Source organism: Candidatus Brocadia sinica JPN1 (assembly GCF_000949635.1).
Taxonomy (GTDB): domain Bacteria; phylum Planctomycetota; class Brocadiia; order Brocadiales; family Brocadiaceae; genus Brocadia; species Brocadia sinica.
This window is the reverse complement of sequence record NZ_BAFN01000001.1, coordinates 3,451,947-3,464,760: the sequence shown is the minus strand read 5'-3', so window position 1 is coordinate 3,464,760 and position 12,814 is coordinate 3,451,947. Positions and strand designations below refer to the sequence as shown.

Genomic DNA, 12,814 nt, shown 5'->3' with positions numbered 1-12,814 from the left:
TCAGGTGTTTTACCAGTTTGTTGAAAATAGGTGTGGGTTTCTAGCCGCATAATAGTTCCTGATTAATATTTTTCTATCGCCTTGAAGATCGCAGAGATACAGGCAAAATCAATATGCGGCATGAAAATGCGGCACAGATGCCGCATTAATAAAAAAAATATTTGGTCAACTGAAGTGATTGCGAGGAGATTCTGAAACAAGTTCAGAATGAAAAATGAAAGACGCTGTCTTGCTGAATTTATTTCAGCATCACGTCCTAAGTCTGATGAAACTTCAATTGGCTAAATAGTTACAAAAATTACTCGTATTTGGTCCGGAAGGCACGTGCATCCAGGTTGTATTTTTGGAGAAGCCTTTGAAGAGTCCGCCGGTCCTTTCTTGCGGCTTTTGCGGCGTGTGTAATGTTCCCTTCGTGGGTAATAAGGAGATTTGTTAGATATGACCGTTCGAACTGACTGACGGCCTGTATCTTGACCTTTTGTAAGGACTGATCTGTTACCAGAAGATCAGATGCCGTAATGAATGGACTGAAAGCCCCCTTCTTCTCTTCTCGTAAAGAACAGTCTTCCAATAACTCTCTTTCGTCATGCGGAAGAAGGTCGATATCGTCAGGTTTGAGGATAGAAGAAGTGCATAAAACTGCGGCACGCTGCATTACCCCTTCCAGCTCACGCACATTCCCTGGCCAATGATAGTGAATCAGCTTTTGTACTGTACCTTCCGAAAGATGCCGTAAACCCCGGCGATTCTGCCTTGCGTAACGGGTAAAAAAGTGGTTAGCAAGGAGGGGAATATCGCTAACCCGTTCACGGAGAGGGGGAAGTGTGAGTGAAAGAACATTCAGACGATAATAAAGATCCTCCCGAAAGCGTTTGGCTTCTACAAGATACCTGAGATCGCTGTTGGTTGCGGCAATGATCCGGACATTTGCAACCCTGCTCTTTGAAGAACCAAGATGCCGATACTCTTTGTCCTGCAGGAAACGAAGGAGTTTAATCTGTGCGGAATAGCTAAGGGCATCTACCTCGTCGAGGAAAAGAGTGCCTCCTTCCGCTTCCGCTACAAGCCCTTTCTCTGCGGTAGAGGCATCGGTAAAAGCGCCCTTTGCATGCCCGAAAAGCTCATTCTCAATAAGGTGGTCCGGCAGGGCACCGCAATTAACCGGAATAAACGGTTTTCCATGTCTGTGGCTATTGTAGTGGATTGCCCGGGCAATAAGTTCTTTCCCGGTTCCTGTCTCCCCGTAAATTATGACTGTTGCATCAGACCAGGCAAGGGATGGAATTTTCTCAATCACGCGAAGGAAGGGTTTCGATTGCCCAATCAGGTGTTCCCGGTGGGACATTTTTTTTACTACTTCAGCCCTGGGAAAAGCACTTGTCTCATTCTTCCGCTGGACAAGCCGCAATATACGCGGAGCCAGATCTATTTCTTTGAAAGGATAAGAGATAAAGTCATCCAGCCCACTTTCGAGGCATTGGAAAACACCCCGTGCAGTATTTTCCCCCTCACAGAAAAGACCGACGACTAAACTCTGTTCCCAATGTTTTCTTACATGAAGGAGAACCTCTATGAAGGATTCAACGGGAGAGGACCGAAGAAAAATGAGGCTGGGTGAAGGGTCTATGGGACCCGGCGGAAAGTGCGAAATGATTTGAATAGAAGTTTCTTTGTGAGGAAGGATATTCCCAATGAGTTTTGAAAATTGCCCAAGATTTCCTTCCGGAGAAGAAATTGGATTAATATCTAAAATCAAAATATTAGTAAAGATCGTTTTTTTCTTCATCTTTAAAATAAAAAAGCCTTACTGCAAAGATATTTACTGAAAAACATCTCCGGCAGTAAGGCTGTCTTTTTCTGAATTAAGGCTGTCTTCTTTATCCCTACTTCCCTGTAAGTCTAAAGACCCTTTACTTTGCGTCCCCTGATCACTCAGGGTTTGCCTTTATCGCTTTGTTTTTATCAATTATGGACAAATTGTATTACAACATCATCTATATGTCAATTCGGAAATGTGACCAAACGCCATCACCATTGGAAATTCCTTAACTGTAAAATAGACACAAAAAAGAACGGTGTCAACTACTTTATTTTTTATTTGTTAGATAAAGTGGTTGCGGAGTGAAAAATCCCAAAGGGTCTTATCGAATAATTAATGTTTAGCAAACTTCAATTAGTTAAATGTCCCTCCTTTTATTGATTCTGATCTTGTTTATTGTTCTTAAATTAGGGTCAATAGGTAACCTGCCATCGAACTCCCAATCACGACCCATAAGGAATGCACTCTTTTCAATACGAATATAACCGCAACACTCACGAGTGCAATTAACCAGGTCTGCCAGTTAATAAGACTGACACGGGCAAGTTGTATTACCGCAACCGCCATGATCGCTACTGCCCCTATGTTGACTGAATCAAGAAAATATGACAACCACTTTGAAGTCCTCATCTTCGGAATGAACGGATTCAACATAGCTACGAAGAAAAAAGACGGTAAAAACATGCCAACTGTTGCAAGTATGGCGCCTTTTATTCCGATAATCTGATAACCGACAAAGGTAACTGCACTTGAAACCGGTCCGGGAGTAAATTGCCCGACAGCAATGGCATCGACAAGTTGTTGTTGGGTAAGCCACCCTAACCGGTCAATGAGTTCATCGTGAAGATAAGCAATTAACACATAACCGCTGCCAAAAAGCACAGATCCGATTTTCAGGAATACCAAAAAGAGTTTAACAAGCGATACGTTGCCAGCAACGTGTCCCGTGGTAAGTGCTGTTGCTGTAATCGCCGTCTTTAAATGTCCTGGTTTTCCTGACAAGAGAAGCAAAGGAAAAAGAGATTCTTTCATACCGCTCTTGTTTTGAACGAGGAAAAGCCAGAACATTCCAAGGAGTCCGAATGCAAGGAGGATGAGCACCTCACTCATACCCGCAAGAGAGGCAACCATCACTGCTGCACCGATTATACCCAACTGCCAGTTTTTCAAGGCCTTCTTGCCAAACCTGTATACCGCATTAATGATAATAGCAAGCACAGCCGGTCTTATGCCGTACCAGAATGGCTTGATATCAGGAATAGTACCATATCGCTGGTAAAACCAGGCGATAGCTCCTGTTATTAGTGTCGCCGGGATGATGAAACCCATGCCTGCAACAATCATACCCGGCAATCCTGCCCTGTGGTATCCACAGTGCATTGCCATCTCGGTTGAATTAGGACCAGGGATCAGGTTGGTTGCACCTATGAGATCCAGAAAGTGTTCTCTGGACATCCATTTCTTTTTACTGACGACCTCATGCTCCATCATGGCGATATGTGCAGCTGGCCCGCCGAATCCAATGATGCCGAGTTTAAAAAAAACGCCGGCTAGTTCCTTCAAGTGTGTTAATAGATCTCTCTTCCCCTTCACGCTATAACTCCTGGTGTTTATCTGCCATACCTTTTAAGTCTGAACATTTCTTTCTTCAAATCTTTCATCAAAAATCCTTTAATACACTAAACCAAATCCTGGTATCGAATTCATCTCTTTCGATCACAGGAAATTCTACTCCCGGCATGAGCCAAAAGTCGCGACCGAGATTCCATCTGGCACCAGGAAGAATGCTTACTACCGTAGTATCATCGTCAGATCCCATATCTGAACTCCCATTAAATTCAACAAAAAAGGTAAGATTCCCAAAGAATGGGGTATCTTTTGGTGTAACAGTCTTGGTCAAGGCAGAACCATAGATAATTGTAGTATCCGGGTCCTCATCGGATTTACCCCCGGCTGGAATATCAAGCTTCAAAAAGCTGTGGAGGGCAAAGTGTCCACCGAGATCTCTCCACATACCGATACCTGGGCGGATAGTCGTCATACCACTTCCTAATCCAAGATCTTCATTTCCTGTAGGAATTTTTATATCCAGGAGAGATAATAGTGTAGTATTGCGTGTCTCCATAAGCATTACTCTGGTTATGAATGAGGTATCACCCAAGCCACTGTGATCATCATCGTTCTCCGGGGATACCGCTACAATTGCCGGTTCAACTTCTATTAAAAGTCTTCGGCTGACAGGCATCTCAAATTCAAACTCCCACTTTTGCTCGTCAAGTTTACCGCTATCACCGTTATTGGTAAACGAGTAATTCATACGTATTTCGCGCTCAAAGACAGTAGCTGGAATCTTGAGGAGTCTGAACCGTGGTGACTGGTCTGGTTCCTGTTCGGGCTCTTCCCATTGACCAAATTTCCAACCTTCAGAGAAGAAGTTGGAAAAGGTAAGATCTGGTTTTTTCCCCGAAAATTCTTCCGCCAGGAGAAGAATAGAAAATGAACTGGTGAAAAGAACAAAAAGGAATAGAGAACACATAAGAATAATGTGTTTACCATGAAATACTACAATCTCTTCATAATTTCCAGGAAACCAATTTCTTATTCTTCTCTGTTTCATCGGAATTCTTCTCCATCACATGAAAATCATGGGAAAATAAATTTTCTTGGAACATTTACAACAATCAAAAAGAGTCCTTTTATTCCTGAAAATAGGTTCTGTTAAATTCCATTTAAACAATTTAAATTCAACAATTAATTATCAAATGCTAATACTCTGATAATTATCTAGCGTACCAAAGCAACTTCTAAATGTTTTACATTATCATCAACGTCAGTCTCGCCAGGAATCTTTTCCACTTCTGCATGTATTCGGTAAGTTCCTTCCTTGAGTCCTCCGGTATTCCAGGTATATACAATTTTTTTTGAGGATGAACCATCCAGATTTAAAGCCTCTCTGCCTATTTGCTGCCCTGTTTCATGGCAAGTTACTGTCAATATTGTAGCCACCTTTGTTTTCTGTTCATTACCAACGACTATTTCAATATTGACCTTTTTTCCAATGCTAACGCTTAAAGGGACATCCATAGACACTATCGCCACTCCATGCACTTCTGATTCAGCTTGAGCAAAACAATAAGATAGCCCAATTCCCAAAAGAGACGCCACAAAAAGAAATACAATTGTTACCGGTTTCTTATAATATTTCATCTTAATGACCTCCTTCCTTTATCTAAATCAAGAATAAAAAAGACCCTTTTGAGATAATCTTTCACGTTACAGAAGAAATTTGACATTTTTTAGACCTCCATTATTTCATTTATTAATTCCTGAATCTTATCTTTTGCCTCGTTCAAGGTTTTTTTGCCTTTTGCTGTCGTTTTATAATACTTCCGTACTTTTCCGTTTACAACCTCCTGATACGATCGAAGAAATTTGTCCTTTTCCATTGAATGAAGGATCGGATAAAGTGTTCCTGGGCTAATATCATATCCATGTTTCTTTAGTTCTTCGATAAACCAGAGGCCATAAATGGGCCCTTTAGATGCATGATGCAGGATGTGAGTTTTAATAAACCCAAGAAAAAAGTTTCGGACAACTGGATCCATAAAATTTTCCATTATTTTATTATCGTATAACGTTATCGATATTAGATAATAACTAATAAAACACTATTGTCAATTCTTTTTTCTCATGCAAATGAAATATAACCAGCAAAACCTATTAATTATGCTTATATTTTCCCTTCAAAACCGCCTCCGAGGGCCTTATAAAGACCTGTTAATGCGATAAGCCTGTTGAGCCTTGTAAGTATTTGAGTATTGCGGTTGTTCAGGAGCGCCGCTTCGGTTTGCAAAACCGTTGTATAATCCACAAGCCCGTGTTTGTATTGAACTCCCGAGATGTTGTATGCCTTTTGCGCATGGTCGACCGCCTCGGTAGAAAGTATTTCCTGTTCGTCAAGTTTCTTTACGGCAATGAGGGCATTTTCCACATCACTGAATGCAGAAATCATGGCCTTCTGATAGTTATATATGAGTTCTTGATACCGGGCCTTTATCCTTTCATATTCCCCGCTCAGACGGTAGCCCTGAAATACTGTTGCCGCTATATTTGCTCCGAGAGAATAGAGTGTGCTTGCCGGATTTATCAGGCTTGAAAGATTCTGGCTTGCATAGCCACCTTGTGCAGTGAGGGTTATGGATGGAAATAAAGCCGCCTTAGCAACTCGCATATCGGCGTTGGCAGCAATGAGTTCTGCCTCTGCCTCATTAATATCCGGTCTTCGCTCAAGGAGTCCGGAAGGCAGCCCTTCCGGAATTGACACGGGAATTACCGCGAGCATAAGAGAGCCGTTTTTGATTTCTATGTCTCCGGGATTTTCGCCTGCAAGGACAGCAATCGCGTTTAATATCTGCTTCTTCTGCTGCTCTATAGCGGAGATCGTTGCCTCTACGGATGCAAGGTTCGCTTTTGCCTGTGCAAGGTCGAGCCCCGACACCATGCCGGTGCGGTATCTCTTTTCTATAATATCCATGATCCCCCTTTGAGCCTCTGTTATTTTGTGCGCAATCTCAAGGCGGTCATTGAGGACAAGGAACTGAAAATAGGTTGTAGCCGCCTCGGCAGTTAGAGCGAGGCGAATACCCTGCCAGTCATAAATGCTACTCTCTATCCTTGCTTTGGCTGCCTTAGCGGTCATACGGTTTTTTCCCCAAATATCAAGCTCATAGCTTGCGGTCGTCTGCATGGTATATAAATTGGAGGTTCTCACCCTGCCACCCCGTGCTATAGTCGTTGACCTCTGATCCCGGTTGGTTCCCGATTTGGCATTAACTGAAGGGAATAAGCCTGACCCTGCGATCTTTGCCAGTGCCCTTGCCTGATCTATCCTGCTTATTGCCGACTTGATATCATAATTGTTTTTCAGCACGGCATTCACAAGCCTTTCCAGCTTGGAATCGGAAAAGTTTTTCCACCATTCAGCCTGCGGCCATAATGTCGCTCTGTCTTTTTCTGAGGCTTTCCATGAAGTTGGAGCTTTTATATCGGGCCGGACATAGTTCGGGCCGACTGCGCATCCCGAAAGGACGGTTGCTACGACGGGTAGAACAAATTTCACGTTAACGTTGAGAGTCATGCGGTTATTCTCCTCTTTTCACTCCGTAGCCAATGCCGTTACAGGATCAAGTCCCGCTGCCTTTTTTGCCGGCAAATAGCCAAAGATTATGCCGGTTGCAAAGGTGCAGCCGAAAGCGAGAACAATCGGAATTGCTGAGAATATGACAAGCCAGCCCATCGCCTTTGATACGGCAATCCCCCCTCCAATGCCGGCAATTATGCCTATAACACCACTGATGAGACATACAACCACAGCCTCGGTTATAAACTGTAATAGCACATCGAGTCCCCTTGCTCCCACTGCCATGCGGATGCCGATCTCCCTTGTCCGTTCCGTGACGGACACGAGCATGATATTCATAACCCCTATGCCTCCCACAATAAGCGATATGGCTGCTATAGCTCCAAGAAGATAGGTGAGGGTGTTCTGTGTCTGTGTCGCAATTTCCAGGAGTGCAGCCATACTCCTTATCTGAAAGTCCTCTATCTTATGGCGCTGGATGAGGAGTTTTTCGATTGCCTTTTGCACATCATCCATCACAGCCTCATCAGTCACCTGCACAGAAATGGATTTAAGATATCTCTGTCCGATAAGCCTGATGATTCCGGTGGTAAGAGGTACCCAGACCATATCGTCCATGTCATTACCCTGTGGATCAGCCCCTTTCACAGCCATTATACCTATGACCTGAAATGGGACGTTCCCCATGAGGACATATTTGCCGGTGGGATCCTCCCCGATCTGGAAAAGGGCATCGGCAACGGTCTGACCTAAAACCACGACCTGTGCATATCGCATTAAATCTTCACTTTGAAAGAATGCTCCGATACTTGTCGTCCAGTTCCGTGCAGACGGGAAGTCTTCACTGGTTGCGTCTACGGAAGTAACATAGTCTTTGCTACCGTAACGGACGGTAACCGGCTGGACCACTTCCGGAACCGCCGTCACCACACCCTGAAGATCCTTTATGGCCCAGGCATCCTCAGGCACAAGGGTCGTTATGATGCCTCCCGCGCCGCGCACGCCGGGTGCGCCAGGCTTTACAACCAGAAGGTTCGTTCCCATGGCCTGAATCCTTGAAAGGACTTCCTGTTTTGCCCCGTTTCCGATAGCCAGCATCGCAACTACCGATGCAACCCCGATGGTTATGCCAAGCATGGTGAGAAATGTCCTGAACTTGCTGATGCGCAGAGAGTGGAGCGCCATTTTCACGGACTCGGTTATGTCGGCTGCTCCGGCGGTATGTCTGTTATGCTTCACTTCAGAGGGGACCGCGACTAATAATTCCGGTTTTCTCACCGTTTCGTCTCCGGCTATCTCGCCGTCAGCTATGCGTATGGTGCGGTTGGCATGGCTGGCTAATGCCGGGTCGTGGGTAACCATGATGATGGTATGCCCTTTTCGGTGCAGGCTGTGCAATATCTCCATCACCTCTGCACCGCTTTTGCTGTCCAGAGCGCCTGTAGGCTCGTCAGCCAGGATGACCGTCCCTCCGTTCATGAGTGCCCGCGCCACGCTGACGCGTTGTTGCTGTCCGCCGGAGAGTTGGGAAGGCCTGTAATTAAACCTCTCGCCCAATCTGAGAGACGCAAGCAACTCCCCAGCCCTTTCATGGCGCTCCTGCCTTTTTATTCCGGCATAAATCGCCGGCACTTCCACATTTTCCATGGCAGTAAGAACGGAAATCAGGTTGTACCGCTGAAAGATGAACCCGAAGGTGTATCTCCTGAGTTCGGCGAGCCTGTCAGGCGAAAGGCTGGAGACATCTTCACCTCCAAGGAGGTAAGTCCCGGATGTGGGACGGTCAAGGCAGCCTATAAGGTTCATGAGGGTGCTTTTGCCTGAGCCGGACAGCCCCATGATCGCCACGAACTCGCCGCTGTCTATGGATATGGATATACCTTTCAAAATCTGCACATCAGTCTCGCCGGAACGGAAGACCTTCTTAATGTCCTTCATCTCAATAAGAGGCATCAGAGCTTCCCTCCCTTCTTCCCGCCAAGACCGCCGCCTTTTTTACCATCCCTTTGAAGTTGTACCGTGCCCGTAATAACGGTCTCCCCTTCCTGAAGACCTGAGAGTATCTCCACGGACACTGCATTCATAACCCCTACGGTAACATCCCTGCTTTCCACTGTTCCGTCCGGTTTTAACACCCATACCATGTTTTGTGCTTTCTTTTTAGGTAATTGAAGGGCCTGTGCAGGGATAATCAGCGTATTCTGCGCCTTTTCAAGAACAAAGAAGACCTGCATCGTCATCTGGACCTTCAAATCTCCATCAGGATTAGGGACATCAAAAACAGCATTGTATAGAATAACATTGTTAATAACCTCAGGAGTCGGGAGTATCTGCCTGAGCGTTCCCACCCACCTGCGGTCAGGTTGTCCGAGGGTGGTAAAATAAACCTCCTGTCCTGGCTTCAACCTTGAGACATCTGCTTCAGAGACCTGTGCCCATACCGTCATGGTATTCAAGTCTGCAATTCGGAGAATAACCGGTGTCTGTTGGTTTGCGTTCAGCGTCTGTCCCTCCCGGGCAATAACGGAGACAACCACGCCTGACATCGGAGCGGTAATCTTCGTATAACCAAGGTTTGCCTCCGCCAACTTAAGAGTGGCCTCTGACTGCTTTATCTGAGCGTTGATTGCCTCGATCTCGGCCTGTGATGTCTTCAGGGATGCCTCTGTTGTCTCGAAATCCTTTGCGGCAACGGCATCCTCCTTGATGAGGTCACTGTTTCTGGCATGTTGTTGCCTGGCGAAAAGGAACTGCGCCTCCTTGACTTTCAACTGCGCCTTCAGATTCTCAAGGGTAGCAGATGCCTCCAGTACCTTTGCCTGGAAGATTATCGGGTCAATTTCGGCAAGCAACTGTCCCTTTTTGACACTGTCGCCCGCCTTCACTTTCAGTGTTTTGAGCTGTCCTGTAACCTGAGCGCCCACATCCACATAATAAAAAGGCTGCAATACCCCAACGGCAGTCACCGTATTTTCTATATTGCCGCGGATAACTTTTGCCGTCAGGTAATTGCCGATCCTGGATTTTTTGCTCATAATGAACCAAGAAACGACACCGGATGTCAGCGATATGCAAATAATAATTAGTATCGCTGCAGAGCTGATTCTCATGTTATTTTCTCATCCATCTTGCTTACAGACAAGGTATTCATTCATCATTCAAGTTTCTTTTGCCTTTTTGTGTTGTCTTAAAATACTTTCCCATTTTGCCGCTTACAACCTCCTGATACGGCTAAAGAAATTTGTCCTTCTCTATTGAATGAAAGCATAGATTTACTGTTGAAACCTTGTATGGATGACCTTTGACAGTTCTATCCACCAGGTTGAAATGAATACCACTACTAAAATTACGAGCCACACATTTAGAGGCAAGGATGAGGTATGAAGATAAGGACGGACAAACGGAACTGTTGTGATTATAAAGGATAGAATAAGCATTCCTACCAGCCACAGAGAACCGAAACGATTAGAGAAGATTCCTTGTTTGAGCAGAGATAACTTCTCTTGCTTTAGATTCAAAGCAAGCATGATGTGCCCCAGAAGCCATGTTACAAAAGCCGCGGTTTGGGCTAAAATGACATTTTGGGTATGGTAGTACAACCACAGATATAAAGTTAAAATTCCTATTGCAAGAAAAAAACCATTTCTAAAAATGCGCAATGCGATTGTTTTATTAAGGAAATTAGTTATTGTCTGAGGTTTCCTCCTCATTACATCAGGCTCAGCAGCTTCGGTCACAAAAATTGTCGATGAGGCCAGATCCATGAGAAGTTCCGTCATAATTATATGGATTGGTGCAAAGGGGAATGGGATACCAAGCGCCAATGGGATCAAAAAGATGGACAACAAAATTGCTTTTGCTGAGAGATAATAAGTTAACCCTTTGCGAAAGTTATCAAGCGCTTTACGGCCTAACAATATAGCCTCAGGGAGATGGGCATAGTTATCATCCGTTAAAACTAAATCTGCTGCTTCTTTCGCTAAATCGGTACCTATCTCACCCATTGCAATCCCGACATTGGATGCCTTAAGAGCAGGCGCATCGTTAACCCCATCACCTATCACTGCCACTGTTTCACCTTTTTGCTTTAAAAGTGTGACCAAACGTTGTTTTTGAGTAGGAGAAATTCGGGCAAAGACCTTTACCGAAAAGAGTTTATCAGAAAGAGCCCGATCATCCATCTTCTCCATATCGTTTCCGCTTAATACATCGCTATCAATATCAATAGCCCTGGCAACCATTCTCGCTGTTGTAGGATGGTCACCCGTGACTATGTAAGTAGAAATACCTGCTTTAAGGAGAGAAGCTACTGCTTCTTTAACATCGGGCCTTACCGGATCTGAGAGAACTGCCAATGCTAAGAATTCTGAGCCTTCTGGTGAAACATCCTTACCTTCAATACCTTCCTTAATGGCAAAGGCAACCACGCGACTTCCTTTATCCGTTTCTTTCTGAAGAATCTTTAAAAGCGTTCCTTTCTGTGCGGGAGTGATGGTAGATAAATTAATGAGGCTTTCGGGTTGCCCTGCGATTGCAGAATATGACGACTGTCTCTCCTTGTATATCAGTGTCCTCCAGGGGTGTCCTTCAGAAAAACCCTCTAAAAAGTTATAGGAATCTTTACTATTTAAGCTACCTAAAGAGGCTTCAACTGCTTTATCCGTGGGATCATTTGAATACCTTGGCAAGCAAAGGCTTATCCTGTGTTTCAGTTTGTCATCCAATGACTGTGGCTTAACTTCTGTTCCATCAGGAAGAACAAAGCTGTCCACTCTCATTTTATTTTCGGTAATTGTCCCGGTTTTGTCTGTAACGATAGCTGTAACTTGTCCTAAGACTTCTACTCCGCGAAGACGTTTAACAACCAGCTTTTTGTTAGCCAGTGCAAAAGAAGCCAGGGCTAGTGACATAGTAATGATGACGGGCGGTTGGCCAGGAATCATCAAAAAAGTTAAGGCTAGCCACGTTAGAATCATCTCCTGCACGTTCAAGCCACGTAAGAAGCCAACAGCAGGAATCAATATGCTGACAATGACCGCTAGAACCGCTAATGTCTTGGCCAAACGGGTCATGGCTTCCTGGATAAAGGTCTTGTCCTTTTTTTGCGCCTGGACTTGACGGGCTATGATGCCTAACTCGTTCTTATTTCCAACTGCCATGACTATTCCTTTGCCCTCGCCAGCCAGGATTATGGTTCCTGAAAAAACGCAATTTCGCCTTTCTGCAAGAGGAGTGTCTTGACCACTATCTGATTTATCATTTTTTTGAACAGGAAAGGATTCGCCCGTCAGAGGAGCCTCGTTTACCAATAATCCAAAGGATTCAATAAGCCGGATATCCGCAGGGATACGCACTCCTTCAGAAAGGACCGCCACGTCGCCTACCACAACATCGCTTGTATGAATTTCCTGGATCCGGCCTTCTCTTATTACTTTCGTCATCGGTTGAGTCAACTCTCGTAAACGGGCCATTGTGCGATCTGTTCTAAATTTATTGATAAACTCGACTGAAATATATGCAGCTACCACAAACACCATAACGATAGCTTCTGCTGGTTTTCCAAAGAGAAGTGAAAGAGCGGCAATGGACAAGAGGAGAATCATCATAGGCTCTTTGACACCATCCAGAATTAATTCCCATATCCTTGTAAGCTTAATTTCTTCCAGCGTATTTGCTCCAAAAGAACGACGGTGGCTATCAACCTGCTCCTTCAATAAACCTCGCTCTGTATCAACCGAAAGCGACTTAATTAAATACTCTTTGGAAGCGCTCCACCAGAAACGCATCTTGCTGTTAAAAGTGTTGATTTCAGTCAATTTATTCATATTATCTCAAGAACCAAAAATAGATAAAAG

Annotated in this window: 9 protein-coding genes and 1 riboswitch; all 9 genes read right to left on the bottom strand. The window is 44.6% G+C overall.

The genetic code is table 11. The annotated features are described in order from the left end of the window. Nucleotides 1–298: 298 nt before the first annotated feature. The 9 genes from BROSI_RS15830 to BROSI_RS15790 all read right to left on the bottom strand — a co-directional run bounded on the left by BROSI_RS15830 (nt 299) and on the right by BROSI_RS15790 (nt 12,784). Complete coding sequence (locus BROSI_RS15830) at nt 299–1,786, bottom strand: sigma-54 dependent transcriptional regulator (RefSeq protein WP_052564742.1); 1,488 nt, start codon at nt 1,784–1,786, stop codon at nt 299–301. A gap of 48 nt (nt 1,787–1,834) precedes the next feature. Further along, nucleotides 1,835–1,954, bottom strand: a riboswitch (cyclic di-GMP riboswitch). A 267-nt stretch (nt 1,955–2,221) separates the two neighbouring features. After that, a complete protein-coding gene (chrA, locus tag BROSI_RS15825; RefSeq protein WP_052564741.1) occupies nt 2,222–3,412 on the bottom strand; it encodes a chromate efflux transporter in 1,191 nt (396 codons plus the stop codon). Between the two features lie 67 nt (nt 3,413–3,479). Then, complete coding sequence (locus BROSI_RS15820) at nt 3,480–4,436, bottom strand: transporter (RefSeq protein ID WP_052564740.1); 957 nt, start codon at nt 4,434–4,436, stop codon at nt 3,480–3,482. A 167-nt stretch (nt 4,437–4,603) separates the two neighbouring features. After that, nucleotides 4,604–5,026, bottom strand: coding sequence for a hypothetical protein (locus tag BROSI_RS15815; RefSeq protein ID WP_052564739.1), 423 nt, complete (start codon nt 5,024–5,026; stop codon nt 4,604–4,606). An 89-nt stretch (nt 5,027–5,115) separates the two neighbouring features. Continuing rightward, nucleotides 5,116–5,424 carry a PadR family transcriptional regulator gene (locus tag BROSI_RS15810; RefSeq protein ID WP_052564738.1) on the bottom strand — a complete coding sequence of 103 codons (309 nt, stop codon included), beginning with the start codon at nt 5,422–5,424 and terminating at the stop codon, nt 5,116–5,118. Nucleotides 5,425–5,549: 125 nt separating this feature from the next. Further along, complete coding sequence (locus tag BROSI_RS15805) at nt 5,550–6,956, bottom strand: efflux transporter outer membrane subunit (RefSeq protein ID WP_052564737.1); 1,407 nt, start codon at nt 6,954–6,956, stop codon at nt 5,550–5,552. An 18-nt stretch (nt 6,957–6,974) separates the two neighbouring features. Beyond that, complete coding sequence (locus BROSI_RS15800) at nt 6,975–8,912, bottom strand: MacB family efflux pump subunit (RefSeq protein WP_052564736.1); 1,938 nt, start codon at nt 8,910–8,912, stop codon at nt 6,975–6,977. After that, on the bottom strand, nt 8,912–10,069 hold the full coding sequence (gene macA, locus BROSI_RS15795) for a macrolide transporter subunit MacA (RefSeq protein WP_082059256.1): 1,158 nt from the start codon (nt 10,067–10,069) through the stop codon (nt 8,912–8,914). The genes BROSI_RS15800 and macA overlap by 1 nt, the downstream gene beginning before the upstream one ends. A 162-nt stretch (nt 10,070–10,231) precedes the next feature. Further along, nucleotides 10,232–12,784, bottom strand: coding sequence for a cation-translocating P-type ATPase (locus BROSI_RS15790; protein WP_052564735.1), 2,553 nt, complete (start codon nt 12,782–12,784; stop codon nt 10,232–10,234). Nucleotides 12,785–12,814 lie beyond the last annotated feature (30 nt).